A 26,790-nucleotide genomic window follows, 5' to 3' on the forward strand; every position below is an offset into this window, starting at 1 on the left:
CGATCGACCGCAGGTTCACGATGCTCGGCGCCCTCGCTAAGAAGATATTCGGCTCGTCCAACGATCGCCGCGTCAAGGGCTATCGCCCCCGCGTCGCCGAGATCAATGCCCTGGAGCCGGAGATCTCCGCCCTGTCGGACGAGGCCCTGCGTGCCCGGACGGACATGCTGAAGGCCGAGCTCGCTGCCGGGAAAACCCTCGACGATATCCTCGTTCCCGCCTTCGCCACCGTGCGCGAAGGGGCCAAGCGCGCCCTCGGCCAGCGCCATTTCGACGTGCAGCTCATCGGCGGCATGGTCCTTCACGAGAGCGGCATCGCAGAGATGCGCACCGGCGAAGGCAAGACCCTGGTGGCGACGCTGCCGGTCTACCTGAACGCCCTGTCGGGCCTCGGCGTGCACGTGGTCACGGTGAACGACTACCTCGCCTCACGCGATGCGGAATGGATGGGCCGGGTCTATCGCTTCCTCGGCCTCACCGTCGGCACCATCGTCCACGGGCTCGATGACGAGCAGCGCCGGGACGCCTATGCCTGCGACATCACCTACGGCACCAACAACGAGTTCGGCTTCGACTACCTGCGCGACAACATGAAGTACGAGCTTTCGCAGCTGTCGCAGCGCGGGCACAATTTCGCGATCGTCGACGAGGTCGATTCGATCCTGATCGACGAGGCGCGCACGCCGCTCATCATCTCCGGTCCGGTGGACGACCGCTCGGAACTCTACGTCTCCGTCGACGCGCTGATGCCCCATCTCGAGAAGGAGCATTACGACCTCGACGAGAAGCAGCGCTCGGTCTCGCTCACTGAGAGCGGCAACGAGTTCATCGAGGATCTGCTTCGCGGCGCCGACCTGCTGAAGGAGGGTGACCTCTACGACGCCCACAACGTCAGCCTCGTCCACCACGTGAACCAGGCGCTTCGCGCCCACACCCTGTTCACCCTGGACAAGGACTACATCGTCAAGAACGACGAGGTGGTGATCATCGACGAGTTCACCGGCCGCATGATGCAGGGCCGACGCTACTCGGAAGGCCTGCATCAGGCGCTCGAAGCCAAGGAGCGGGTGACGATCCAGCCCGAGAACCAAACGCTCGCCTCGATCACCTTCCAGAACTACTTCCGGCTCTATTCCAAGCTCGCCGGCATGACCGGCACCGCCTCCACCGAGGCCGATGAATTCGCCGAGATCTACAAGCTCGAAGTCGTCGACATCCCGACCAACAAGGAGGTCGAGCGCGTCGACGAGGACGACGAGGTCTACCGGACGGTGGGCGAGAAGTACGACGGCATCATCGCCGAGATCGAGAAGGCGCATGCGCGCCATCAGCCGATCCTGGTCGGCACCGGCTCCATCGAGAAGTCGCAGCACCTCGCCGAGATGCTGACCAAGGCCGGCTTCCGCCAGCTCGACTATTCCGACCTGAACGCGCTCACCGACGTCTACGCCGCCGCCCGCGAAGGCCGCGTGACCAAGACCTTCGCCGTGCTGAACGCCCGCTTCCACGAGCAGGAGGCCTATATCGTGGCCGAGGCCGGCGTGCCGGGCGCCATTACCATCGCCACCAACATGGCCGGGCGCGGCACCGACATTAAACTCGGCGGCAACTTGGAGATGCGTCTCGAGAAGGAGCTCGCGGGCGTGCCCGAAGGCGCCGAGCGGGATGCGAAAGCCGCAGCGATCAAGGCCGAGATCGAGGAGAACCGCGCCAAGGTTCTGGCCTCGGGCGAGCCCGCCGACCTTGCGGCCGGCCGCAAGAAGGCCCTCCCCGGCGGCCTCTACATCATCGGCACCGAACGCCACGAATCGCGCCGCATCGACAACCAGCTGCGCGGCCGCTCCGGCCGCCAGGGCGATCCCGGCCGCTCGAAATTCTACCTGTCGCTCCAGGACGATCTGATGCGCATCTTCGGCTCCGACCGCATGGACGGGATGCTCACCCGCCTCGGCCTGGAGAAGGGGGAGGCGATCATCCACCCTTGGATCAACAAGGCGATCGAGAAGGCGCAGCAGAAGGTCGAGGCGCGCAACTTCGACATGCGCAAGAACGTGCTCAAGTACGACAACGTCATGAACGACCAGCGCAAGGTCGTGTTCGAGCAGCGCCGCGACTTCATGGGCCAGGACAGCGTGCGCGACACCGTGGACGAGATGCGCCACGGCGTCGTCGACGATCTCGTCGCCATCCACGTGCCCGAGAATGCCTATGCCGAACAATGGGACATCGAAGGCCTGCGCCTGCGCGTCGCCGAGGTGCTGAACCTCGACGTGCCGGTAGAGGATTGGGCCAAGGAAGAGGGCATCGCCGACGAGGAAATGCGCGACCGCCTGCGCACCGCCTCCGACGAGGCCTATGCCGCCCGCACGGAGAAGAACACGCCCGAGGTCATGACCTATGTCGAGAAGCAGGTCCTGCTTCAGACCCTCGACCATCTCTGGCGCGAGCATCTCGTGACCCTCGACCACCTGCGTCAGGTGATCGGCTGGCGCGGCTTCGCCCAGCGCGACCCGCTCAACGAGTACAAGTCCGAGGCGTTCGAGCTCTTCAACGGTCTCGTCGGCAGCCTGCGCGAGCAGGTGACCCAGCAACTCGCCCGTATCGAGATCACCTATCAGGAGCAGGAGCCGCAGGGGGCGAACCCCTTCGCCAGCCCGGAACTGCCCTCCATGTTCGCCCAGCATCTCGATCCCGTCACCGGCGAGAACGAAATGGATTATGCCGGGCGCGGCACGGGCAGCGATGGCGGCGGCGGCCCGGCCTACGGCTATGCCGCGCAGGCGCTCTCCCCGGACACGGCGGTCATCGAGCGTGACCCGAACGACGCCACGACCTGGGGCCGCGTCGGGCGCAACGAGCCCTGCCCCTGCGGCTCTGGCAAGAAGTACAAGCACTGCCACGGCACTCTGACGGCCTGAGACGGACCCGCACGGCCGGACCTGCATCCGGCCGTGGGCTATTCGGAGGGGAGATCCGCATGCGGCAGACAACCTTCGGGCAGACCGGACGCCTCGTCTCCGTCATCGGACAGGGCACGTGGTACCTCGACGAGGCACACCGGCCCGACGCCGTCGCCGCCCTGCGGAGGGGCCTCGATCTCGGGATGAGCCATATCGACACCGCCGAGATGTATGGCGAGGCCGAACTCGTCGTGGCCGAGGCGATCGAGGGGCGGCGCGACGAGGTGTTCCTCGTCTCGAAGGTGTTGCCGAACCATGCCTCGGCCCGATCCGTCGTCACCGCCTGCGAACGCTCGTTGGCTCGCCTGAAGACGGACCGGCTCGACAGCTACCTCCTGCACTGGCGGGGTGGGACCCCGCTGGAAGAGACCATCGGTGCCTTCGAGGGTCTGGTCCGGCAGGGCAAGCTCCTCTCCTGGGGCGTCAGCAACTTCGACGTCTCCGACCTCGATGACGTGCTCGCCGTGGCCGGCGAGGGCCGCATCGCCTGCAACCAGGTTCTCTACCATCTCGGAGAACGGGCGATCGAACATGCCGTCCTGCCCTGGTGCGAGGCGCATGGCGTCGCATTGGTCGCCTACAGCCCCTTTGGCCATGACGATTTTCCGGGTCCGGACTCGGCCGGCGGGCGCGTCCTCGGAGAGATTGCCGCCGAAACGGGGGCGACGCAGCGGCAGGTCGCGCTCGCGGCACTGACGCAGTCGCCCTCCCTCCTGGCGATCCCGAAAGCTTCGCGAATCGCCCATGTGGAGCAGAATGCCGCGGCCGGTGACCTGATCCTGACGGAGAACCACCGGCAGCGTCTCGACGCCGCCTTTCCCCGTGGGCGCAAGCCGAAGCACCTGCCCATGCTCTGACGTAGGCATCCGTTCCGCATCGGCGACGAAGGCCGGGCGTGACCTCAGGACCACAGCGGCGGGAAGAAGCCCCGGTCATTCGAACCGTGTCCGAAAAGAAACCACATTTGCCGTCGAGCTAGACCGTTCGAGAAACGGACGGGAGCGAGACGGCATGGGGTATCCCCGATCGGCGACGACGGGACTTTACGGAGTCCTGCTGATGACGACGATGGGCCTCGGTGCCTGCAATTCCCCCACCACGACCGGCTCCCTCGGCGGCCCGGGCCTCGCGGCCAAACCCATGGCGGTGAGCGACCAAGAGCGCGACTGCCTCGGCCGCGCCATGTATTTCGAATCGAACCGCAGCGATTCCGAGGGCCTGCTCGCCGTCGGCACGGTGGTGATGAACCGCCTCGAAGCCGCCGCCTTCCCGAATGGCGGCATCTGCGCCGTCGTCGGCCAGCCCCGCCAGTTCGCCACCGGCGTGCTCACCAAGCCCATGGCGGAGAAGGACCTGACCAAGGTCGCAGACGCGGCCGACGCGGTCCTGGCCGGCCAGCGCCATCCCAAGGTCGGCCGCGCCATGTACTTCCACACGGCGGGCCGCACGTTCCACTACAACAACATGCATTACGTCGCGGTGGCCGGCGGCAACGCCTTCTACGAGAAGCGCAAGCCCGGCGCCGTAGAGCAGGCCCGCCCGCCGGCCGCCCTGGCCTATGCGGCCGCACCGACGCTCGCCGCGCCCGAGGCGGCCCCGTCCGCATCGGTCCAGGCCGTCGCGAATTCGGCTCCCACCAGCGTTCCCGTGGCAACGGTGGCCGCCGCCGTACCGGAGGTGACGGGCACCCAGCCCGCTCCAGCGGTCCTGGCAGTCCAGGCTGAACCGGGTCGCGCCGTCGCCACCTCCCATGCCGCCGTGAGCCAGGGAGCGCATTCCAAAACCTCATCGAAGCCGGCGACGACAACGCTGGTTGCTCATGCCCAGGGTCCGGCTGCCAGAGGCTCGGCCGGCAAAAGCCCGGCGACGCTGGCAGCCCTCGCCCCCGAGGCGCCTCCGCCGCCGCCCATCATCAACCTGCCGAGGCCGTGACCCGGCCGGTTCAGACGGTGACCTGAGTCCCCACTTCCACGACACGGCCGGTGGGGATCTGGAAGAAGTCGGTGGCGTCGTTGGCGTTCTTGGCCAGCGTGATGAAGATCCGGTCCTGCCAGAGCGGCATGCCGGAATGCGCTGCCGGGCGGATCGAGCGGCGCGACAGGAAGAACGACGTCGCCATGATGTCGAACTTGAAGCCCTGCTTCTTCAGGAGCGTCAGCGTCCGCGGGATGTTCGGCGTTTCCATGTAGCCGAACTTCATCACGATCTTCGAGAAGTGCGGGCCGATCGGTTCCATGCGGATGCGGTCCGCATCGCTGGAGCGCGGCGTGTCCACGGTCTCCACCGTGAGGATGACGTTCTTCTCGTGCAGCACCTTATTGTGCTTGAGGTTGTGCAGCAGGGCCGCCGGAGCGATCGACGGGTCGCTGGTGAGGAACACCGCCGTGCCGCGCACATGGTGGGGCGGGCTCTTCTCCAGCATGCCGACGAGTTCGAGCAGCGGCACGTCGGTCTTGCGGGTCTTGTTGAACAGGATGTTCACACCCCGCACCCAGGTCCACATCACGATGATGAGCATCCCGGCCAGCACGAGGGGCACGTAGCCGCCCTCGAACACCTTGAGCATGTTCGAGAGCAGGAACAGGAACTCGATGACGATGAACGGCATGATCGCGGCGGCGGCGGCGATCGGCGACCATTTCCACGACTTCCAGAGCACGATGAAGCCCATGCTCGCGGTGAGCAGCATCGTCCCCGTCACGGCGATGCCGTAGGCGGAGGCGAGGGCCGAGGACGACCGGAACAGGATCGCCAGGACCACGACCCCGATCAGCAGCAGAATGTTCACCTGCGGCAGGAAGATCTGGCCCGAATGCGATTCCGACGTGTGGCGGATTTCGAGGCGCGGCAGCAGCCCGAGCTGGATCGCCTGGCGCGACAGCGAGAACGCGCCGGTGATGACGGCCTGGCTCGCGGTGACGGTGGCGATGGTCGCCAGGATCACCATGGGCAGAAGACCCCATTCGGGCACGAGCTGGTAGAACGGGTCGGTCGTGTCCGGCGCGTTGAGGACCAGCGCCGTCTGGCCGAGATAGTTCAGGGTCAGGCACGGGGCCACGAGGCCGAGCCAGGCCACTTGGATCGGCCGGCGTCCGAAATGCCCGAGATCGGCGAACAGCGCCTCGGCGCCGGTCACCGCCAGGAACACCGCGCCCAGCGCTACCAGGGCCCCGGTACCGTGGCCGAGGAGGTAGTGCAGCGCGTACCAGGGATTGAAGGCCTGGAAGACCTCCGGGCGCGAAACGATGTGCGGCAGCGCCGCGAGCCCCAGCGCCAGGAACCACACCACCATGATCGGGCCGAAGAAGGCCGCCACCTTGCTGGTGCCCCGGCTCTGCACCATGAACAGGGCGAAGATGATCGCCACCGTGATCGGCAGGACGTAATGCTCGAAGGCCGGGGTGACGAGCTTCAGCCCCTCCACCGCCGAGAGCACGGAGATGGCCGGCGTGATGACGGCGTCGCCGTAGAACAGGGATGCGCCGAGCAGCCCGAGCATGAACACGATGCGCGAACCGCCGAGCGCCTTGCGGGCCAATGCCATCAGCGAGAGGATGCCGCCCTCGCCGTTATTGTCCATACGCAACAGGATGACGACGTACTTGATCGTGACAATCAGCAGCAGCGCCCAAAGGATCAGCGACGTCGTGCCGAGAACTTCCTCGGTCAGCAAGATGCCGTCGGCCCTCGCCGGGCCGAGCGCCTCGCGGAACGCGTAGAGCGGGCTGGTGCCGATATCGCCGTAGACGACGCCGACCGAGCCGACGACCAGCGTCCAGAAGCTCGTCTTCCCATGCCCATGCTCGCTTGGCCCTGTCTCGGGACGAGCCGCGGGGTCGGGCTGAGCGCCGGGTACGCTCGGGGTGGCGGTTTGCGTCATGCGCTGTGATCAGGCTTCTGCGACGGGAAAGGGAATCGAACGAGGAGGCTTGGCTTTACGCTAGACTTCGACCGAGGGACCTTGGCGACCGACCTAGCGACCATCCGGATTGTGGAGGCCCTGTCTCCCGCCTCGCCCCGGCAACTCGCTGCCAGGCTGGCGACCCAAATCAGTGAGCGCGCATCTCCGCAGGACACCTCTGGGGAGGAGACCTGCGCGAAGCATGCCAGATCCGTATCACGCGGGCAGGGGGTCGAGAACGACGAACCCGTGACGAAGAAACCCTCTCCCGCGGTAGGTCGAGCGAATGCGTCCCGCGGCTGCACGACGCGGGACGCTAATCCTCACGACGGAGGATCTCACTCGGCGGCGGTGCGGGCACCCTGGCCGAAACGGCGCTCGATGTAATCGATCACCACCGTCTCGAAATCCTTGGCGAGCGTGGCACCGCGCAGGGTCATCGCCTTCTTGCCGTCGATGAAGACCGGAGCGGTGGGGGTCTCTCCGGTGCCGGGAAGCGAGATGCCGATATCGGCATGCTTCGATTCGCCGGGGCCGTTGACGATGCAGCCCATCACCGCGACGTTCAGACCTTCGACGCCCGGATAGGTCTTCTTCCATTCCGGCATCGAGGTGACGATCCAGTTCTGGATGTCGCGGGCGAGTTCCTGGAACGTCGTCGAGGTGGTGCGGCCGCAACCAGGGCAGGCAGCGACCATCGGCACGAAGGTGCGGAAGCCCATCGTTTGCAGGAGTTCCTGAGATGCCTTGACCTCGACGGTCCGGTCACCGCCGGGCTCGGGCGTCAGCGAATAACGGATCGTGTCGCCGATGCCTTCCTGCAGAAGCACGCCGATGGCCGCCGAGGCCGCCACCAGCCCCTTCGAGCCCATGCCGGCTTCGGTGAGGCCGAGATGGATCGCGTAATCCGAGCGCCGGGCGACTTCGCGGTAGACCGCGATCAGATCCTGCACCGCCGAGACCTTGGCCGAGAGGATGATCCGGTTCTTGGGAAGACCGAGCTCTTCGGCGCGCTGTGCCGAGGACAATGCCGAGCGCACCATGGCCTCGCGCATCACGGCGCGGGCATCGATGGGACGCGCGGACCGGGCGTTCTCGTCCATCAGATGGGTGAGCAGCGCCTCGTCGAGGGAACCCCAATTGGCGCCGATGCGAATGGTCTTGCCGTAGCGGACCGCCTGCTCGACGATGGTCGAGAACTGCGTGTCCTTCTTCTCCTTGAAACCGACATTGCCCGGATTGATCCGGTATTTGGCCAGTGCCTCGGCACAGGCCGGATGATCGGAGAGGAGCTTGTGGCCGATATAGTGGAAGTCGCCCACCAGCGGCACGTGAACGCCGATGCGGGCGAGCCGGTCACGGATCTTCGGGACGGCGGCGGCCGCCTCGTCGCGGTCGACCGTGATGCGCACGAGTTCGGAGCCCGCCCGCGACAGGGCGGCGACCTGCGCCACGGTGGCGTCGATATCCGCCGTGTCGGTATTGGTCATCGACTGGACGACGACCGGAGCGCCACCGCCGACGGTGACCGCTCCCTCGCCCTCGCCGACAGTCACGCCCACCGTGCGGTGGCGCGGCGCGGGACCGGCGATCTCCGGGCCGGTAATCGAGATGCCGGGGCCGAACGAATCGGCTGGGGTGGCTTCCATCATGGCGTCCATCGCTGACCTTACCTATGGCCTGGCCTGCCCTGGAGCGAGCGCCCGGCCATGGTCGTCTGGTATCGAATTCTACCGATCCTTTGCGAAGATCGGGTGAAGAGCCCGGTGACCGAGGGCTCTGCCGGTTAGCTGAGATGGGGCGTCGCGTGCGTCAAGCCCGCCGACCGCATGGGAGAACCACGGGGCAGGACGGACCGCGCACGAGACTTTGGCCCAGCGTCGGGTGACATGTCTTATCCCATGGGCGATGTCGAGGGAATTGGCGCAGTGCGACATGTGAGTCACAGGGGCGTCCCAAGCGGAACCGATCCATGCAGCCACCGGTTTGCTGCCCTGCGACCTTTGATGCTGCATTGCAGCATGCCCATGTGCACCCTCTCGATGCGCCTGTGCAAACCCGCCACGTGGAGCTGACGATGCTCGAATCCGAACCTTCCTCCCCGGTCGATTCGCCCTCTACCGATAGGGAAGTGGCCCCGTCGCGGCCCGTCTCGCGTCCAGCCGTCAGCCTCGCCGGTCCGAAAGCCGAGAAGACCGTGGCCCTGGCCCTGCAGGGCGGCGGCGCCCATGGCGCCTTCACCTGGGGCGTGCTGGATGCCCTGATCGAGGATGGCCGTCTCGCCTTCGAGGCCGTCACGGGTGCCAGCGCCGGCGCGATGAACGCGGTCGTGATGGTCGACGGATGGATCACCGGAGGGCCGGAGGGCGCCCGCGCCGCTCTCGACCGGTTCTGGCGTGAGGCGAGCCTCGACGGCGATTTGTGGCCGGCCCAGCGCGGGCTCTTCGACCAGCTGTTCGACCTCTGGAGCCAGAACCCGATCCTGGACTTCTGGACCCGGGCGCTCAAGACCAGCCCATACGTCTCCAACCCGCTCAACGTGAACCCGCTGCGCAAGGCCCTGGCCAAGCACGTGGATTTCGAACGCCTCCGGGCGGCGGAGACCGCCGGGATCTATGTCTCGGCCACCAATGTCTGGACGGGCAAGCTGGCCGTCTTCGAGCGGGATACCTTGAGCATCGATCACCTGATGGCCTCGGCCTGCCTGCCCACGGTGTTCCAGGCGGTGGAGATCGACGGCGTGCCCTATTGGGATGGCGGCTATCTCGGCAATCCGCCGATCTACCCGCTCTTCCACGGTGCCCAGACGCGCGACGTGGTGCTGGTCCAGATCAACCCGGTAGAGCGCCGTGAGACCCCGCGTTCGCGCGAAGAGATCCAGGACCGGCTCAACGAGATCACCTTCAACGCCAACCTGATGCGTGAATTGCGCGCCATCGATTTCGTCGACGGACTGATCGAGGACGGGGTGCTCGGCCGCAACGACTATCACCGCATGCTGGTCCATCGCATCGACGGGACCGGCGCCCTCGACGATTACAAGGCGTCCTCACGGATGGATGCGCGGCTCGGCGTGTTCGAAGGCCTCCGCGACAAGGGCCGCGCGGCGGCGCAAGCCTGGCTCGCCGAGCATTACGAGGGGATCGGACGGACCTGCACGCTGAATCTCAAGGCGACCTATCAATAGGGTGTCGCCCGTTCGGATTAGCCGGCCGGGCTCGCGCGTTAACTGATTCATGACGGCCGAACCGACTCAGACCGCCTCCTCCATCGTCGACCTTCTGGTCCCCTTGCGACGCTATGCGCGCTCGTTGACCCGCGACACGCTGAAAGCCGACGATCTCGTCCACGACACCCTCGTCCGCGCGCTGGAATCCGGCCTCTCCGTGAGGCCGAACACCAACCTGCGGACCTGGATGATGACGGTCCTGCACAACGTCTTCATCGACGACCAGCGCCGCAAGCGGGTGGAAGCCCGCCACGCCGAATCCCTCGTCCAGATGAGCGACGAGAGCGTACCGCCGTCCCAGGAAGGGCAGGTGCGCCTCGCCCAGATCCGCCAGGCCTTCCTCACCTTGCCCGAAGAGCAGCGCGCCGCGCTCCATCTCGTGACCCTCGAGGGCATGGCCTATGCCGACGCGGCGGCGGTACTCGGTATTCCCATCGGCACTCTGATGTCGCGACTCGGGCGTGGCCGCGCGGCCCTGCGCGCTTTTGAGGAAGGCGAGGCCGGCAGCGGCCGGAGCCGTTCCGGCTCCTTACCCGGATCGGGTTCGGGCAAGCCCGAGCGGCCGCATCTGCGCCTCGTCCGCGACTGGAACGGCCAGGATACGAGGCAGGACATCCGCCTCGCATCCAAGGCCATGGGCGGTTCGTAACCGCACCGAATTCGAGGGCACTCGGTGACGAGTGTCAGGACTGCATGAAAGCGTCACCGCTTTCGATCGTTGAACTGGATACCGACCGTCATGATCGACCCGATCACCGACAGTGACCTCGCCGCCTTCGTCGACGGACAGCTCGACGTCATGCGCCGGCTCGAGGTGGAATCCTATCTCGCCCAAACGCCGGCGGCTGCCGCGCGGGTGATGGCCGAGATGCATGACAGGGACGCCCTGCGTCAGGCTTTCGCGCAGCTGCCCGGGCCGGGTCCGGAGCGCAACCGCGCGGCGGCCCGCCGCCTCGATCGATCCATGGCATGGCGGCGTGCCGGTGAGCGGCTGAAGCGTGCGGCGGTGATCGTGCTCCTCGTGGGCGCCGGCTGGATCGCGCATTCGGATACGGGCGTGTTCGGCGTGCCCGACACCTTCGCCGCGCCGGTCGACCCTGCCCTGGTCGCCGATGCGCGCCAGGCCAGGGAAGTGGCCCATATCCGCGCCCGCCTCGGCTCGCCCGCCTCGCCGAGCTACGACAAGGCTGGCATCTCGAGTGCCACCGGCATCGTCCTGCCGGACCTGCCGGGGGATTGGTCGGTGCGCGATGTCCAGATCGTGCCCGCCCGTCACGGGGCCGGGGTCGAGGTCATGATCGACGCCCCCGATCTCGGCGAAGTCTCGCTGTTCGCAGCGCGGGGCACCAGCGAGGCGGCCTTCACCGGCGAGGTGGCGAGCCCGGGCGACGGGGAGACCGTCTACTGGACGGCGGGCCGCTCGGTCTATGCGCTCAGCGGCAACGGCCACCAGAGCGCGCTGCAAGAGGCGGCGCGTCGCCTCGCCTCGATCGATCCCGCCAAGCGCTGAGCCGGCGGATATCGCGACCCGGTGGCCGCGACTGAATTCAGCCGATCATCGACGGAACCCGGTCGTTTGCGATGAGCACGCGCGCCTCGGCCGCGTCCACATCCATCCGGGCAATCAGGGCCTCGGCGCCGGAGAAGCGTTCCTCGCCGCGGATGTAGCCCAGGAACTCCACCGCGATGGTCTGTCCGTAGAGATCGCCCGAGAAGCCGAATAGGTTGACTTCGAGCAGGGGAGCGCCGTCGTCGAAGGTCGGGCGCCGCCCGTAGCTCGCGACGCCGTCCCGGACCGATCCATCGGGTAGCCCGATTCGGACGGCGTAGATGCCGTGGGCGAGGCCACAATCGGGCAGCGCCACGTTCGCCGTGGGATATCCCAACGTACGGCCGCGCTTGTCTCCGTGCCGGACCTCTCCGCAGACGAACCAGCGGTAGCCGAGCAGCCGGTTCGCCAGGACGATGTCGCCCTGCCGCAGGGCTTCCCGGATCGCGCTCGACGAGACGGGGGCTTCCCCCTCCCCGATGGAGACGGCAGGAATGATCCGGCATGCGAGGGAGGCCTCCGCGCAGAGCCGAGCCAGCACCTCCGGCGTTCCCTCCCGCCCGCGCCCAAAATGGAAGTCGTGGCCGATCACGACGCCGGACACGCCAAGATCGCGCTTGAGCAGTTCGTGGACGAAACCGGCGGCGGTCGTCCCCGCCATGAGCGCGTCGAAACGGCGCACGATCAGGCCGTCGAGGCCGAGGCGAGCGAAGACGATCTCCTTGGCGGCCGGGCCCGTCAGCCGGAACATCGGCAGGTCGGGAGCGAAATAGGCGCGTGGATGCGGCTCGAAGGTCAGCATCACCGCCGGGACGCCGCGCTTGTCCGCCTCCTCGCGGACGGCCTCGACCAGGGCGCCATGGCCCCGGTGCACGCCGTCGAAATTCCCGATCGCCGCGATGGCCCCCGCGAGGGATGCCGGCACCGCCTCGTCCTCGCGGCAGATGATGAAAGGCCGCCCCGACGGGGAGGGGGCTGCGGGACGCGCGGAAAGGTCGTCGGCAGGCGCCATCAGGTTCAAGCGGTCTCGAAAATGCAGCGGCCGAAGGAGCGACCGAAGGGGGAATTCGCGCCGGAACCTGTCGAAAAGCCGGGGGAGGGTCAAGGGAAGTGACGGTCGATCAGTGCGGGATGCAAGATCCCCTGTCCAATTAACCGCTTCGCAATGCGGGCTGCGGTACTTTCACGAACGAGAGGCGGCGCGTGGCGGCGCTTCCCCAAGAAATATTGCCACTGATCCGGTCCGCGGCGCGCCGCACCGGCCCTGCACCGACGGAGCACCCCGACCCATGGCCCTCGATCTCGGCATGCCGATCCTCGTCGTGGACGATTATCAGACGATGGTCCGCATCATCCGCAACCTGCTCAAGCAGCTCGGCTTCGAAGAAGTCGACGATGCCTCTGACGGAACAGCGGCCCTGGCTCGGCTGAAGAACCGCAAATACGGCCTCGTGATTTCCGATTGGAACATGGAGCCGATGACGGGCTATGAGCTGCTGCGCCATGTCCGTGCCGACGAGGCCCTGCGCACCACGCCGTTCATCATGGTCACCGCCGAATCGAAGACCGAGAACGTGATCGCGGCCAAGAAGGCCGGCGTGAACAACTACATCGTCAAGCCCTTCAATGCGGCAACCCTGAAGAGCAAGATCGAGGCTGTCTGCGGCGCTTGAGCCGCAGACCCGCTTTCCCTTCTTCGACGAAGCAGAGTGTCGTGGAGCGATAGGCATGGGCGAGAAAGCACGGACGAACGGCCCTACGCTGGCATCGACACGCCCATCGCTGATCCGCGAGCTGGTCGAGATCGCCGACTACATCGCGCATGTCCGGAAGGAGATCGCGGCCCTGCGGGCGAACGAGCTCACCCGCGACCGGCTGCCGATGGCCCATGTGGAACTCGGCAGCGTCGTCGAGGCGACGGCCGGCGCGACGAACTCGATCATGACGGCAGCCGAGGAAATCCTCAGCCTGCCCAACGACAAGAACTACCGTGCCTCGGTCGAGTCACGGATGAACGACATCTTCGAGGCCTGCACGTTCCAGGACATTACTGGGCAGCGGATCGCGAAGGTCAGCGAATCCCTGCGGCAGCTCGAAAATCGGCTGTCGCGCTTCGCCACCGCAGTGAAGGCGAAGGACGAAAGCGGCACAGATCCGGCGGAGGTGGAGCGCCGGGTTCGGGCCGAGCTCCTCCTCCTCAACGGACCGCAGATCAAGGGCCCCGCCACGGCCCAGGACGAGATCGACGCTCTGTTCGCGTGATCAGTCGGGCCTCGCGGCTTTGGAACGATCAAGCCGCGAGAGCCTACCAGACCAATCGTTCGATGACGGCATCCGGGTGGACCTCCTGGCGGGCCAGCCATTCGGCCACCTCGCCGAGCGTGTCGTGTTCGGCCAGGACGCCGAGCTCCTCCGCGTGGATGCCGCGCGCCACCAGCAGGTTCGGGATTCCGTAGGCCGCCGCCCCCGCGATATCGGTACGCAGGGCATCGCCGACGGCGAGGACGCGGGCGACGTCCGGCGCGGTGCCGCCATCGAGGTCCGCCGCCATGGCGAGCGCCGCCTCGTAGACCGGGCGGTACGGCTTGCCGGCATAGGTCACTGAACCGCCGATCTCCTCATAGGCCTGCGCGATCAGGCCGGCGCAGGGAATCAACTTCTTCTTGCGCTCGACCACGAGGTCGGGATTAGCACAGATCATCGGCACGTCCCGCGCCCGGAAGCCGGCCAGCGTATCCCGGTAATCCTCCGCCGTCTCGACCGTGTCATCGAACAGGCCGGTGCAGACCACACGCTCCGCCTCACCGGCCGCCACGAGGCGAATATCGAGGCCATCGAAGATCGTCGCGTCGCGTTCCGGCCCGAGATGGTGGATGCGCTCGCCCGGATGCTCCGCGATCAGGCGCCGGGTCAGGTCGCCGGAGGTAAGGATGGCGTCATAGGCCTCGCGCGGCACGCCGTAGCCGTCGAGGATGGTCTGGACGCCGGCCCAGGGGCGTGGGGCATTCGAGACGAGGATGACGCGCCGTCGGCGACCGGCTTCGGGCAGGGTGCGGAATCGGATCAGTGCCTCGCCCGCCCCCCGATGAGCCCGCGTCCCGTCATGGAGCACACCCCAGACGTCGCACAGAATGAGGTCGTACTGCCCGGCGACGGCTGAAAGACCGCCCAGGGTCGGGATCTGCGCCGGCGTTGTGGCGCGCGCAAACGGTTCGCTCATGGGGTAGGCCTGACTGGCAAGGACGAGGGGCATGACGGGATGGCCGACTGGTTAGGCCCGCCGGACACCGAAATCAACGCATCGGAGCGATGCGGGCGGGCTTCAGCCGGCCCGGCGCAGGAAGTCGCGGAACGGCCGGCGCTGCGGCGGTGGTTCGGGATCGTCGCCGGGCTCCTGCGGCGGCGGCGGCGTCTCTGGCGGCGAGGCTTGAGCCTGAGCTGCGGCCAGGACCTCGGCCCGCACGGCCCGCGCCGGAGCGAAGACGGTGCCTTGCGCCAGCGGCACGTCGAGGTCGATGAGATCGGGAACGTCGCTCTCGCGCTCGACGGCGTCGGCGACGAGCCGGATGCCGGCCCGGGACAAGGAGGCGACGAGATCGTCCAGGGCGATATCGGGCATGGCCTGGCGGGAATCGGGTCGCAGGAGAAGATCGGCGGGCACCTTGACCTGACTGACGCCCCGATCGGCCAGGGCCAGGGGGTCGAGGCGCAGGTCGACGGGACGGTCCAGGGCGAAGCCCACGCGACCGCGCAGTTCTGCCAGGGCGCCGGCTTGCTCCGCGTCCAGGCTGCGCCAGCTCGACTGGGGCAGTGCGATCACGAGGCGTCCCGACTGCGCGGATTCACCGGCGAGCAGCCGCGGCAGCGTGCGCAGGAAGCCGGGCTCGAACAGGGAATGCGGCGACAGGCCGTACGTCACAGCCGCCTGACTGCCGCGTCCGCTGAGGTGGCGGGCCACCGTGGCGACGAGGGGAAGCATGCGGCGATCGAGTTCGGTGGTTCGCCCATGGCGTTCGAGGGCCGGCAGGAACAGTTCCGGCTTGAGAATGTCGGCGCCGAGTCGCAGGCGCGCCAGCGCCTCGTAGGACACGACCTTGCGTTGCGGCAGAGAGACGATGGGTTGGAGATGGACTTCGAGCCCGCCGCCATCGAAGGCTGCGACCATGACAGCATCCCGGCTCCGGTCCGGCCGAACCCGGTCCGCGACCGTCTCGGACCGCTCCTGCGGTGGCCAGGCGCGCGGCACCCAGGGCGCCGCAGCGGTCTCGGTTCTTGGCGGCGGGGAAGGCGGCGGGACGATGGAGGCATCTGCGGCGTCACGACGGGCGATCGGGGTCGGAGCGGGAGCGGCCGGTGGCGTTGCCTTCAGGCGGGCGATCTCTCCGTCCTGCGCGGCGACCACGGCGGCGAGTTCGCGGACGATGCCGCTGAGCAGGCCGATTTCTGCAGTGACCTCCTCCACGGCGGCATCCACCGAGGATTCCTTGGGGGCCTTGGCCTCCGCCGGGCCGTCCTCCTCGGCACGGGCGCGCTCGATCCGCATCTGCTGGTCGGCGATGAGCCGGGCCACCGTCTCCAGGCGCACGAGGCGTTGGGACAGGATATCCAGCTCTCCCGAAAGCTTCTCGCACCGCAGGTCGAGCGTGCGCGCCCGGCGCGCAGCCAGGATGGCGACGAGACCACTCATGGCCGCCAGTCCGAAGGCGCCGCCGAGGGGGGAGATCACTGCGAGCGGCGCCAGGACCACGAACCCGATGAGACTCAGGAGCCACGGGCCCGTGCGTCGGCCGACGATCCGGGCCATCGGAATACTCTTATCCTCACGACGATCGAGCGGAGATCACGGGGCCTCGCTCACGGTTTACGCAAATCGAGACAGGCTCCGTTTGTCGCCGAGGCGACGAGGTCCCACAAGATGGGCGCGGGCTGCGTGAACCGGTTTTTTGCCATGTGTTGCATGAGCTTCGAAGCTTGGCTTCAGCCAGCCTGGCAGCGCCCCCGAGGCCTCCCGGACCATCCCCCCTCGCGGCGGGAGGGGATTTGGCTCTACATGAGGTGCGAGACGTGACCCAGCGACGGGAGCGGTTGGATGGATACGAGACGGGTAGACCTGCTGATGCAGGTGGACGGCATGACCTGCGACGGCTGCGCTGAGGCGGTGCGCAAGGCCATTCTGCGGATCGATCCGGAGGCGCATGTCGCCGTCGACCGCGATCACGGCCGCGTGGCGATCACCACCGACGCCCAGAGCCTGACGATCGCCGAGGCGCTGAACCAGGCCGGCTACACGGCGACGGCGATGTCGGGCTGACTCCGCCCCGCACACCGCCTAGGCGGGCGACCCGCCCGAGCCTCGGCGCTCTCAAATGAAATTTTGCAGACGGGTTGAAAAATTCCGACGCGCTTTTGCTTGCTCCATCGCTCACAGTGATGGCAACGGTGAAGCATGGATTGTTCGCGGGTCGCCGCCGGACGCCGCGAACCCACGATCGTCCACAAGAAGCGTTAAGCGCGACACGCCATCGCGACGACAGACCGGGAGAGACCAATGCCCTCAGACATCGAGATCGCCCGCGCGGCTACCCTGCAGCCGATCACGCAGGTGGCCGAGAAGATCGGCGTGCCGGAAGATGCCCTGCACCATTACGGCCGGCATATCGCCAAGATCGACCACGCCTTCATCAAGTCGCTGGAATCGAAGCCCGAGGGCAAGCTCGTCCTCGTGACCGCGATCAGCCCGACCCCGGCGGGCGAAGGCAAGACCACGACCACGGTCGGCCTCGGCGATGCGCTGAACCGCATCGGCAAGAAGACGGTGATGTGTCTGCGCGAGCCCTCGCTCGGCCCGTGTTTCGGGATGAAGGGAGGTGCCGCCGGCGGCGGCAAGGCCCAGGTCGTGCCGATGGAGCAGATCAACCTGCACTTCACCGGCGATTTCCACGCCATCACTTCGGCGCACAGCCTCGCCGCCGCGCTCATCGACAACCACGTCTACTGGGCCAACGAGCTCAATATCGACGTGCGCCGCATCCATTGGCGCCGGGTCGTCGACATGAACGATCGCGCCCTGCGGTCGATCACCCAGTCGCTGGGCGGTGTCGCCAACGGCTTCCCGCGCGAGGACGGGTTCGACATCACCGTGGCATCGGAAGTCATGGCTGTGTTCTGCCTCGCCCGTGATCTCGACGACCTCGAGGCCCGTCTCGGCCGCATCGTCATCGCGGAGACCCGCGACCGCAAGCCGGTGACGCTGGCCGACGTCAAGGCTACCGGCGCGATGACCGTGCTCCTCAAGGACGCGCTGCAGCCGAACCTAGTCCAGACCCTGGAGGGCAACCCTGCCCTGATCCATGGCGGCCCCTTCGCCAACATCGCGCATGGCTGCAACTCGGTGATCGCCACCCGCGCCGGCCTCAAGCTCGGCGATTACGTGGTCACCGAAGCCGGCTTCGGCGCGGATCTCGGTGCCGAGAAGTTCATCGACATCAAGTGCCGGCAGGCGGGGCTGAAACCCTCGGCGGTGGTCATCGTCGCCACGGTGCGCGCCCTCAAGATGCATGGCGGCGTGTCGAAGAAGGAGCTCGGCTCCGAGAACCTCGACGCCCTGGAGAAGGGCTTCGCCAACCTCGCCCGGCATGTCGCCAACGTGCGCGGCTTCGGCCTGCCCGTGGTCATCGGTGTGAACCACTTCTACGCCGATACCGACGCGGAACATGCCAAGCTCAAGGAGCTGTGCCGCGAGAAGCTCGATGTCGAGGCCATCACCTGCAAGCATTGGGCGGAAGGCGGAGCCGGCGCTGAGGAGCTGGCGCAGGCCGTGGTCAAGCTGGCCGAAGGCGAGCAGAAGCCGCTGACCTTCGCCTACGAGACCGACACCAAGCTCACCGACAAGGTCAAGACCATCGCCACCAAGCTCTACGGCGCGGGCGACATCCAGGTGGAATCGAAGGCCGCCACCAAGCTCGCCCAGTTCGAGAAGGACGGCTACGGCAACCTGCCGGTCTGCATGGCCAAGACGCAGTACTCGTTCTCCACCGACCCGAACCTGATGGGCGCTCCCTCGGGCCACCTCATCTCGGTGCGCGACGTGCGGCTCTCGGCCGGCGCCGGCTTCGTCGTGGTGATCTGCGGTGAGATCATGACCATGCCCGGCCTGCCCAAGGTCCCCGCCTCGGAGGGCATCCATCTCGATGCCGACGGGCAGATCGAAGGCCTGTTCTAGCCGGATGCCAATGGCCCCTCCCCTGTCGGGGGAGGGGCGCCTGCCCGGCATCGCGTGATCCCCCGCCCCAGCTGTGATAGCCGGGTCGGCATGCAATCCCGCCGGCCCCGCTCATGATTCCCTGGATCGTCCTCGACACCGCACCGATCCCCGGGGACGAGGGCCAGTTGCGGCTGCTTCAGCGCGGCACCGAATTCTCGATCCAGCTCGGACATAACGAGCTGATGAGCAGCCGCCTCAGCGGCTCAGAGAAAGCGCTCGCGACACTCGCGGCGGAGCGGGTCGGAGGCCGCGCGGGCGCGCGTTTCCTGATCGGCGGTCTCGGCATGGGTTTCACCCTGCGCGCGGCCCTCGATGCGTTGCGCCCCGACGCCGCGATCGTCGTCGCCGAACTCGTGTCGAACGTCGGGGAATGGGTGCGCGGGCCGTTGAGCGCCCTGTCGGCGAATGCCCTCGACGATACGCGGGTGGACCTGCGGATCGGCGATGTCGTCGGCGCGATCCGCTCGGCGACCGCCGCCTACGACGCGATTCTCCTCGACGTCGATAACGGCCCCGACGGGCTCACCCGGGCGGCCAATGACAGGCTCTATGACGGGGCGGGATTGGGCGCGGCCATGACGGCCCTGCGGCCCGGCGGCGTGCTCGCCGTATGGTCCGCGCATCCGGACCGGACCTTTACTCAGCGCCTTCGCCGGGGCGGGTTCGCCGTGGAGGAGGTTCCTGTCAGGGCCAATGTCACCAGCGGCGCCCGCCATACGATCTGGCTGGCGATGAAACCGGGGCGTGCGCCGCGCTGAACGCCGCCGGATTCACGCCGAATGTCGATTGCGCTCCAGGCGTCGGTTGAGCCGCGTGACGCCGTAGATTTCCGCCAGATGGCGACGGGCCGCCTTCACCGGCGCATCCTCCCGCTCGATGCGGGCCGCCTCGATCACCCGCAGCGTATGGGCGACGCAATGCTCCAGGCGCGTCGTGGCATGTCCCTCCCGGGAACGCCGATCCTGTGCCGAATTCTCGCCGATGGTCATGAGAAGCCCCCTCCCCGATCGTGATCGAAGGAGCTTCGTTAGCGCCGTGGTGCGGCGGCCATCGGGTGGAGACTTGGCTTCAACATGGCAGCTTGGCCGTAGCCCTGAACCGCGATCGGACTCAGTCGCGCGTGCTGCCCTCGTTGAACTTGTCGCGGCAGACATACCCGACGAAGCATTTCGCCACGTCCTGGGTGAGTTCGTAGGCGGGTTTGGGCGCTTCCGGCAGGGGACAGAACCCACCGTCGCGGACGATCCTGTCGTAGGTGATCGGCCCCGTCGTCATCACGATGGCCCCGACGCGGTTCACCAGGGCTGCGGCATCGGCGCAGAGCATGGCGGGGGTCGCCGGCCGCTCCTGCGCCGAAACGGCGAGAGGAGCCAGGACGATGCAGGCAGCGAGCACGGATCTCATGGCGGAGTATCTTTTCGAACAGGGAGCCGGGCGAATGCGAAGCCGACGGCGACGCCCGAGAGTAACCCAGGATAGCGTCCGGCGACCTCGCCGCCAATCCGCTTGATCTCTCACGCCGCTCGTTTCAGCGGCTCGGCGGCAGCGGCCACCGCCAGGGTGAAATCCAGCGCCTCGTCGATCCCCTCGCGCCAGAGGGAGGCGGGCGTCGGACGGGCGAGGACGAGCGCCCCCTCCGCTTCGCCATCGGCCAGGGTCACTTCGGCGCCGAGCTTGGTGGCGAGCCCGCGCATCGGGCCGTTCCAGCTGAGACAGCGGACATGAAGATCGCGGACGCCGCGGTTGCGCGCCGCCGAGACGATCCGCCGAAAGAGGGCATGGCCGAGGCCGTTGCGGCGGAACCCGCGCTCCACGGCGAAGGCCGCCTCCGCATCGCGGCCGAGGCTCAGCCCCGGCACGGGGCCGGTGAGCGGGCGCAATTCGCCGAGCGCACGCAAGGTCCCCTCGACGAAACCGCCGAAGACCAGCCCTTCTACCTTGAGGGCGCGGGCTGCATAGGCAACGGCCGCAGCATCGCTCACGGCGGCCATGAACCGATTGGCTCTGGTATCGGGGTCGAGCCGCAGGAAATAGCCCTCGACCATGGCTCGGTCGCTGGGCCAGAGGCGCCGGACATTCGGTCCGGTCGAAATGGTGTCGGGCATTGTGCCGTCGTACTCCGGATGACATCGCGCTGATGTGCGCTGGCTCCGGGCGTGACCTCCCTCGAGGAGGCCACGAGATGGCATCGCCGCCGATTTTGTGCAATGCAACAAAACGTCATCCGGCCAGCATGCCGCGCTTGATCCCTCCGGCGACGCGCGGCAGACCGGTCTTCGGGCCTGTCGCTGGACCGGTTCCATCGACGCGCACGCGGCCCTTGCGCCGTCCCGTATCCAAGGTCGCCATCGCCGTGAGTCCCCCCTCAGGTTCCGCATCCTCCGCCGGTTCGCAGGGCGGTGATTCTCCTGCCGGTCCGGTTTCGGCGCGCTACGACATGCTGGTCTCGTCGGGCGCCATCGAGCGCGACCCGGCTCAGACCCATCTGGTCCAGGCCCTCGACAGGCTGGTCCAGGATCTCGACAGGCGGCGTCGGGCGAAGAAGGGCAGCGCGCTCGGCTGGCTGTTCGGCCGCAGCGGCGACAGCGAAGGTCCGCCCAAGGGCCTGTACATCTGGGGCTCCGTCGGCCGCGGCAAGACCATGCTGATGGACCTCTTCCACGAGGCGGCGCCGGGCAAGAAACGCCGCGTTCATTTCCACGGCTTCCTGTCGGATGCGCATGAGCGCATCCATGCCCACCGGCAGGCCCTCAAGGCGGGCACGGCCAAGGGTGACGACCCGATCCCGGTGGTGGCCGACGCCCTGGCGGACGAGGCGACGTTGCTGTGTTTCGATGAGTTCACCGTGACCGACATCGCCGACGCGATGATCCTCGGCCGGCTGTTCGGGGCGTTGTTCATGCGCGGCGTCACCGTCGTCGCGACGTCCAACGTCGAGCCCGACCGGCTCTATGAAGGCGGGCTCAACCGCGCGCTGTTCCTGCCCTTCGTCGCGGAGTTGAAGAGCCGGGTCGAGATCCTGAAGCTCGATTCCCGCACGGATTTCCGCCTGGAGAAGCTCGGTGGCGCTTCGGTCTATCATGTGCCTGCCGACGAGACGGCCGCCGCCGCCCTCGATCAGGCCTTCAAGGGGCTCACCGGCAAAGCCCGGGGCAAGCCTGCCACGATCCGCGTGAAAGGCCGCGAGGTGGCCGTGCCGGAGGAGGCCGCCGGCGTCGCCCGGTTCGGCTTCGCCGACCTTTGCGCCCAGCCGCTGGGCGCCGCCGACTACATGGCCATCGCCCATTCCTTCAAGACGGTGATCCTTTCGGACATCCCGGTGATGGGCGAGGCGAACCGCAACGAGGCCAAGCGCTTCATCACCCTCGTCGACACGTTCTACGATGCCCACGTGAAACTGATCGCCTCGGCCGCCGCCGAGCCGACCGGTCTCTACACGGCGACCGAGGGCCGAGAGGCGTTCGAGTTCGACCGCACGGTCTCGCGCCTCATCGAGATGCGCTCATCGGAATACCTCGCTCTACCCCATGGGCGCGGTGATTCCGAGGCGAGCGGGTCCAGCTTCGGCCTCGTGGAGACCTGATCGAGGCGAAGTGCCGGACGGTTCAAGCACCGTTATGTCGAAGCGATTCGAAAGGTTTGGCGCTTCACCGAGGCCCGCTGGAGCGATGTCTGCAGAGCCGGCATAAACAACGAGCGACATTCGAAAGCGTCCCAGACGCCCGATACGTACTGTGCGCAACAGCACATCGAATCCTCGGCCGAGCTTCACGAAAGTGACGCCCGTGGCTGCCGGCCGTTGCACCGCAGCACCCCTACCGTTTAATTGGATTCATTATGAGGTACGGGGCGTGGGGGCTTCGTGCACTGCGACGGTTCCCTGTCGAGGGGTGCCGGATCCGCTGCCGCACCTCAGGGACGTTTCGATGCGGGACGGCGACGATGTCGCGCGCGCCCCGCGCCTGAGTGACGACCTCCAAGGTATTCGCGAGCCCAACGGATCGGTAGCCCGCCGATCTCGACCGGTCCGTGGCCTGATCGATGACAGGATAGACCGATGATCAAACTCACCGTGAACGGGGCTGAACGCAGCTTCGACGGCGATCCCGACATGCCGCTGCTGTGGTTCCTGCGTGACGAAGTCGGCCTCACCGGCACTAAGTTCGGTTGCGGCCAGGCCCTATGCGGCGCCTGCACGATCCATCTCGGCGGCACTGCCGTGCGCGGCTGCGTCACCCCCATCTCCGCAGCCGAAGGCCAGGAGGTGGTGACCATCGAGGGGCTTTCGCCCGATGGCAACCATCCGGTCCAGGTGGCTTGGCGCGACCTGAACGTCTCGCAATGCGGCTATTGCCAGTGCGGGCAGATGATGCAGGCGGCCTCCTTCCTGAAGGAGACGCCGAAGCCCAACGACGCCCAGATCGACGAGGCCATGAGCGGCAACCTCTGCCGCTGTGGCACCTATCCGCGCATCCGCGCCGCGATCCATCAGGCCGCCGGAAACGCGCCGGCCGCCAACAAGGGAGAGCGCCTGTGATTCACGACGCACAGATCATGGCCGACCTCGCCACCGAGACGACCGCCGCCCCCGAAGCGCCCAGCGCTCTCGCCAATGTCAGCCGCCGCGCCATGCTCGGCGGCATGGGTGCCCTGGTGCTCGCCCTGTCCTGGCGTGATTCCGCGCGTGCCGAGGACAAGAAGGACGAGCCGAAGAAATTCGGCGCCGATGCCATGCCGCATGGCTGGCAGGACGACCCGAAGGTGTTCGTGGCCATCGCGCCGGACGGCACCGTCACCATCACCTGCCATCGCTCGGAGATGGGCCAGGGCGTGCGCACCTCCGTCGCCCTCGTCGTCGCCGACGAGCTCGAGGCGGATTGGGCCAAGGTCAAGGTCGCCCAGGCTTGGGGCGACGAAGCCCGGTTCGGCAACCAGGACACCGACGGCTCGCGGAGCTTGCGCCACTTCTTCCCGCACCTGCGCCATGCGGGTGCGGCGGCGAAGGCCATGCTGGTCCAGGCCGCCGCCAAGCAATGGGGCGTGCCTGCAGCGGAAGTGAAGGCCGAGAACTCGGTCCTCACCCATGCCAAGTCGAAGCGCACGCTCGGTTATGGCGACGTGGCGGCGGCAGCCTCCGAACTCGCCGTGCCCGCTCGCGAGAGCGTGACCCTGAAGGATCCGAAAGCCTTCAAGTTCATCGGCAAGGGCAAGATCGGCCTCATCGACAACCAAGACTTCACCACCGGCAAGGCCATGTACGGCCTCGATACCCGTCTCGACGGGATGCTCTACGCCCTCGTTGCCCGCCCGCCGGTCTTCGGCGGCAAGGTGGCGAGCTACGACGAGGCCGAGACCATGAAGGTCCCCGGCGTAGTCAAGGTGTTCAAGATCGACACGCCCGAGATCCCGTCCGAGTTCCAGCCGATCGGCGGCGTCGCCGTCATCGCCAAGAACACCTGGGCGGCAATGAAGGGCCGCGACGCCCTGAAGATCACCTGGGACGACGGCCCGAACGCCCATTACGATTCGGTCGCCTTCCGCGGCGAGTTGGAGAAGGCGGCACGCGCGCCCGGCAAGGTCGTGCGCAACCAGGGTGACGTCGACGGCGCCATGGCCAAGGCCAAGCAGCGGATCGAGGCCGAGTATTTCGTGCCCCACCTCGTCCAGGCCCCGATGGAACCGCCGGCCGCCACCGTGCGGATCAAGGACGGGTTCTGCGAAGCCTGGGCCTGCACGCAGGCTCCCCAGGCGACCCATGACCGCCTGGCCAAGAAGCTCAACCTGCCTGCCGACAAGGTGCGGGTGAACGTGACGCTGCTCGGCGGCGGCTTCGGCCGCAAGTCGAAGCCCGATTACGTGCTCGAGGCGGCCCTGTGCTCGCAGGCCGTGGACGGTGCGCCGGTCAAGCTCACCTGGACCCGCGAGGACGACCTCCATCACGGCTACTACCACACGATCTCGGTGGAGCGCCTGGAGGCCGGCCTCGACGACAAGGGCATGCCGGTGGCCTGGCTCCACCGTTCGGCGGCGCCCACGATCGGCTCGATCTTCGCCGCCGGCGCCAAGAACGAGCTGCCCTTCGAGCTCGGGATGGGACTGACCAACACGCCGTTCGCCGTGCCGAATATCCGGCTCGAGAACCCGGCGGCCGACGCGCATGTGCGCATCGGCTGGTTCCGCTCGGTGTCGAACATCCCGCACGCCTTCGCGATCCAGTCGTTTGTCGCCGAGTTGGCGCATGCGGCGGGCAAGGATCCGAAGGAGTACCTGCTGGCCCTGATCGGCCCCGACCGGGTGATCGACCCGACCACCATCGGCGATGTGTGGAATTACGGCGAGGACCCGGCCCGCTACCCGATCGAGACCGCGCGCCTGCGTGGGGTCATCGAGGCGGCGGCCAAGGGGATCGGCTGGGGCCGCAAGCTGCCGAAGGGACGGGGCCTCGGCATTGCCGGGCATTACAGCTTCGTCACCCACACGGCGGTCGCCGCCGAGGTCGAAGTGGGCGCCAAGGGCGAAGTCTCGGTCAAGCGCATCGACATCGCCGTCGATTGCGGGCCGCAGGTCAACCCGGAGCGTATCCGCTCGCAGATGGAGGGTGCTGTCGTCATGGGGATGGGCTTGGCCTTGTCGGCCGAAATCACCTTCAAGGACGGGCGCGCGCAGCAGAACAACTTCGACGGTTACGAGATCACCCGTCTCGACGCCGCCCCGAAGGAGCTGCACGTCCACCTGATCCAGAACAACGACTACAGCCGTCCGCTCGGCGGCGTCGGTGAGCCGGGCGTCCCCCCCGTGGCGCCGGCCATCGCCAACGCGGTCTTCGCCGCCACCGGCCGCCGCATCCGGCAGCTGCCGATCCGCGACCAGCTGAGCTCGTAAGACCGCAACACTCTTCGGCCCCTTTCTTGTAAGGGGCCGAAGATTTTCCGGATCAGCGACGTCATCCCGGGGCTGCGCAGCAGAGTCCGGGATCTAGAAACGCCGACAGCGCAAGGTCCTGTACCTTTGATGGCTCTGGATTCCGGGCTCGCCGTCGGCGCCCCGGAATGACCACGTCATATTAAGGTGGTCCCACCCTCACTCGGCCGCCAAGACCTGCGCCTCCCGGCCCCCCTCGCGATACTCGCCCCAGGCCTGTTTCAGGATCTGGACCGAAGAGGTGAGGAAGATGCCGGCCATGAGGGCGGCGACCGCGAGGTCAGGCCAGGCCGACGTGGTGCCCCAGACGGCGAGCGCCGCGCCCATCACCACGATGTTGCCGATGGCATCGTTGCGCGAGCACAGCCAGACGGAGCGGACATTGGCGTCGCCGTCCTTGTAGCGCATCAGCAGCAGCACCGAGGCGACGTTGGCGGCCAGTGCCAGCAGGCCGATCCCGCCCATCCATTCCGCGCTCGGCACGCCGAGAACGAGCGTCTGGTAGATCGTCGAGCCGAAGACCCAGACCGCCATCAGGCTGAGGCTTACCCCCTTGGCCAGAGCCGCCAACGAGCGGGTGCGAAGGCTCGCACCGATGACCGCGAGGCTGAGGCCGTAGGTGACGGTATCGGCCAGGAAGTCGAGGGCGTCGGCCTTCAGCGCCTGCGAACCAGCCGCCTGGCCAGCCGCCATCTCGGTGACGAACATCGCGCCGTTGAGGGCGATGACGAACCACAGCACCCGTTTATAGCGCGGATCGACCCCGTCGAAGACCGGAACGCCCCCGCCGCAACCGCAAGATTCCTCGTGCGACGAGGCCTTCGGAGCGTGCGTCGCCACGGCGTGGTCGTGCGCGCCCGCCGTGTCATGGGCATGATCGTGGGAATGCACATGCGTGTGGGCTTCAGTCTGGTTCAGGCTCGTGCCGCAGCAGGATTCGGCCATGGCTCTCTCCTCGTTCCGTCG

24 protein-coding genes are annotated in these 26,790 nt (G+C 67.4%); 14 read left to right on the plus strand and 10 right to left on the minus strand.

The features are described from left to right. The first annotated feature begins 20 nt into the window (after window positions 1-20). The 3 genes from secA (at window position 21) to ACYQML_RS04555 (ending at window position 4,892) form a co-directional block, all read left to right on the plus strand. Window positions 21-2,918, plus strand: a complete 2,898-nt coding sequence (secA, locus tag ACYQML_RS04545) for a preprotein translocase subunit SecA (RefSeq protein ID WP_056422778.1) — start codon at window positions 21-23, stop codon at window positions 2,916-2,918. 59 nt (window positions 2,919-2,977) lie between these two features. After that, on the plus strand, window positions 2,978-3,817 hold the full coding sequence (locus tag ACYQML_RS04550) for an aldo/keto reductase (RefSeq protein WP_461234856.1): 840 nt from the start codon (window positions 2,978-2,980) through the stop codon (window positions 3,815-3,817). A 202-nt stretch (window positions 3,818-4,019) separates the two neighbouring features. Beyond that, the gene (locus tag ACYQML_RS04555; protein WP_461234857.1) at window positions 4,020-4,892 is read left to right on the plus strand and encodes a cell wall hydrolase; all 873 of its coding nucleotides are present in this window, start codon (window positions 4,020-4,022) and stop codon (window positions 4,890-4,892) included. Between the two features lie 10 nt (window positions 4,893-4,902). Here ACYQML_RS04555 and ACYQML_RS04560 read toward each other — a convergent pair whose 3' ends face one another. Together ACYQML_RS04560 and ispG are read right to left on the minus strand one after the other, a co-directional pair. Next, a complete protein-coding gene (locus tag ACYQML_RS04560) occupies window positions 4,903-6,840 on the minus strand; it encodes a potassium transporter Kup (protein WP_424753465.1) in 1,938 nt (645 codons plus the stop codon). Between the two features lie 359 nt (window positions 6,841-7,199). Next, the gene (ispG, locus tag ACYQML_RS04565) at window positions 7,200-8,513 is read right to left on the minus strand and encodes a flavodoxin-dependent (E)-4-hydroxy-3-methylbut-2-enyl-diphosphate synthase (protein ID WP_156467640.1); all 1,314 of its coding nucleotides are present in this window, start codon (window positions 8,511-8,513) and stop codon (window positions 7,200-7,202) included. A 425-nt stretch (window positions 8,514-8,938) separates the two neighbouring features. Between ispG and ACYQML_RS04570 the strand changes: the two genes are divergently transcribed. From ACYQML_RS04570 to ACYQML_RS04580, 3 genes are all read left to right on the plus strand, one after another. Then, a complete protein-coding gene (locus tag ACYQML_RS04570) occupies window positions 8,939-10,048 on the plus strand; it encodes a patatin-like phospholipase family protein (protein ID WP_311275608.1) in 1,110 nt (369 codons plus the stop codon). 49 nt (window positions 10,049-10,097) lie between these two features. Continuing rightward, complete coding sequence (locus tag ACYQML_RS04575; RefSeq protein ID WP_461234858.1) at window positions 10,098-10,739, plus strand: sigma-70 family RNA polymerase sigma factor; 642 nt, start codon at window positions 10,098-10,100, stop codon at window positions 10,737-10,739. 90 nt (window positions 10,740-10,829) lie between these two features. After that, the gene (locus ACYQML_RS04580; RefSeq protein ID WP_056422795.1) at window positions 10,830-11,600 is read left to right on the plus strand and encodes an anti-sigma factor family protein; all 771 of its coding nucleotides are present in this window, start codon (window positions 10,830-10,832) and stop codon (window positions 11,598-11,600) included. 37 nt (window positions 11,601-11,637) lie between these two features. Here ACYQML_RS04580 and ACYQML_RS04585 read toward each other — a convergent pair whose 3' ends face one another. Then, window positions 11,638-12,651 (minus strand): bifunctional riboflavin kinase/FAD synthetase, encoded by a 1,014-nt coding sequence (locus ACYQML_RS04585; RefSeq protein ID WP_461234859.1) that lies wholly within the window; start codon window positions 12,649-12,651, stop codon window positions 11,638-11,640. Between the two features lie 277 nt (window positions 12,652-12,928). Between ACYQML_RS04585 and ACYQML_RS04590 the strand changes: the two genes are divergently transcribed. Both ACYQML_RS04590 and ACYQML_RS04595 read left to right on the plus strand, forming a co-directional pair. Next, complete coding sequence (locus ACYQML_RS04590; protein ID WP_018046001.1) at window positions 12,929-13,312, plus strand: response regulator; 384 nt, start codon at window positions 12,929-12,931, stop codon at window positions 13,310-13,312. Between the two features lie 55 nt (window positions 13,313-13,367). Then, window positions 13,368-13,901, plus strand: coding sequence for a protein phosphatase CheZ (locus ACYQML_RS04595; RefSeq protein WP_056422799.1), 534 nt, complete (start codon window positions 13,368-13,370; stop codon window positions 13,899-13,901). Between the two features lie 43 nt (window positions 13,902-13,944). Here the strand turns inward: ACYQML_RS04595 and ACYQML_RS04600 are convergent, their stop codons facing one another. Next, window positions 13,945-14,859 (minus strand): TIGR01459 family HAD-type hydrolase, encoded by a 915-nt coding sequence (locus tag ACYQML_RS04600; RefSeq protein ID WP_419953172.1) that lies wholly within the window; start codon window positions 14,857-14,859, stop codon window positions 13,945-13,947. 102 nt (window positions 14,860-14,961) lie between these two features. Further along, on the minus strand, window positions 14,962-16,443 hold the full coding sequence (locus tag ACYQML_RS04605; protein ID WP_461234860.1) for an EAL domain-containing protein: 1,482 nt from the start codon (window positions 16,441-16,443) through the stop codon (window positions 14,962-14,964). A gap of 285 nt (window positions 16,444-16,728) precedes the next feature. Between ACYQML_RS04605 and ACYQML_RS04610 the strand changes: the two genes are divergently transcribed. The 3 genes from ACYQML_RS04610 (at window position 16,729) to ACYQML_RS04620 (ending at window position 19,661) form a co-directional block, all read left to right on the plus strand. Continuing rightward, window positions 16,729-16,950, plus strand: a complete 222-nt coding sequence (locus ACYQML_RS04610) for a heavy-metal-associated domain-containing protein (protein ID WP_056422806.1) — start codon at window positions 16,729-16,731, stop codon at window positions 16,948-16,950. A 237-nt stretch (window positions 16,951-17,187) separates the two neighbouring features. After that, window positions 17,188-18,861, plus strand: coding sequence for a formate--tetrahydrofolate ligase (locus tag ACYQML_RS04615; protein WP_056422809.1), 1,674 nt, complete (start codon window positions 17,188-17,190; stop codon window positions 18,859-18,861). Between the two features lie 113 nt (window positions 18,862-18,974). Continuing rightward, window positions 18,975-19,661: a polyamine aminopropyltransferase gene (locus ACYQML_RS04620; protein ID WP_461234861.1), complete on the plus strand. Its 687-nt coding sequence runs from the start codon at window positions 18,975-18,977 to the stop codon at window positions 19,659-19,661. A gap of 12 nt (window positions 19,662-19,673) precedes the next feature. Here ACYQML_RS04620 and ACYQML_RS04625 read toward each other — a convergent pair whose 3' ends face one another. From ACYQML_RS04625 to ACYQML_RS04640, 4 genes are all read right to left on the minus strand, one after another. Beyond that, window positions 19,674-19,892, minus strand: coding sequence for a hypothetical protein (locus ACYQML_RS04625; RefSeq protein ID WP_056422815.1), 219 nt, complete (start codon window positions 19,890-19,892; stop codon window positions 19,674-19,676). 121 nt (window positions 19,893-20,013) lie between these two features. Continuing rightward, window positions 20,014-20,307 (minus strand): hypothetical protein, encoded by a 294-nt coding sequence (locus ACYQML_RS04630; protein WP_311275614.1) that lies wholly within the window; start codon window positions 20,305-20,307, stop codon window positions 20,014-20,016. 110 nt (window positions 20,308-20,417) lie between these two features. Further along, window positions 20,418-21,008 (minus strand): GNAT family N-acetyltransferase, encoded by a 591-nt coding sequence (locus ACYQML_RS04635; RefSeq protein WP_461234862.1) that lies wholly within the window; start codon window positions 21,006-21,008, stop codon window positions 20,418-20,420. A 115-nt stretch (window positions 21,009-21,123) separates the two neighbouring features. Continuing rightward, window positions 21,124-21,252 carry a hypothetical protein gene (locus ACYQML_RS04640; RefSeq protein WP_461234864.1) on the minus strand — a complete coding sequence of 43 codons (129 nt, stop codon included), beginning with the start codon at window positions 21,250-21,252 and terminating at the stop codon, window positions 21,124-21,126. Window positions 21,253-21,340: 88 nt separating this feature from the next. On the opposite strand from ACYQML_RS04640, the gene zapE reads away from it, so the two are divergent. From zapE to ACYQML_RS04655, 3 genes are all read left to right on the plus strand, one after another. Further along, window positions 21,341-22,486, plus strand: coding sequence for a cell division protein ZapE (gene zapE, locus ACYQML_RS04645; RefSeq protein WP_461235667.1), 1,146 nt, complete (start codon window positions 21,341-21,343; stop codon window positions 22,484-22,486). Between the two features lie 474 nt (window positions 22,487-22,960). Beyond that, window positions 22,961-23,440, plus strand: a complete 480-nt coding sequence (locus tag ACYQML_RS04650) for a (2Fe-2S)-binding protein (RefSeq protein ID WP_056422827.1) — start codon at window positions 22,961-22,963, stop codon at window positions 23,438-23,440. After that, the gene (locus tag ACYQML_RS04655) at window positions 23,437-25,785 is read left to right on the plus strand and encodes a xanthine dehydrogenase family protein molybdopterin-binding subunit (protein ID WP_461234865.1); all 2,349 of its coding nucleotides are present in this window, start codon (window positions 23,437-23,439) and stop codon (window positions 25,783-25,785) included. Before ACYQML_RS04650 ends, ACYQML_RS04655 begins: the two co-directional genes overlap by 4 nt. A gap of 198 nt (window positions 25,786-25,983) precedes the next feature. Here ACYQML_RS04655 and ACYQML_RS04660 read toward each other — a convergent pair whose 3' ends face one another. Continuing rightward, window positions 25,984-26,769: a cation transporter gene (locus ACYQML_RS04660; RefSeq protein ID WP_311275618.1), complete on the minus strand. Its 786-nt coding sequence runs from the start codon at window positions 26,767-26,769 to the stop codon at window positions 25,984-25,986. Window positions 26,770-26,790 lie beyond the last annotated feature (21 nt).

The sequence above is a fragment of the Methylobacterium sp. CM6244 genome (assembly GCF_054817885.1).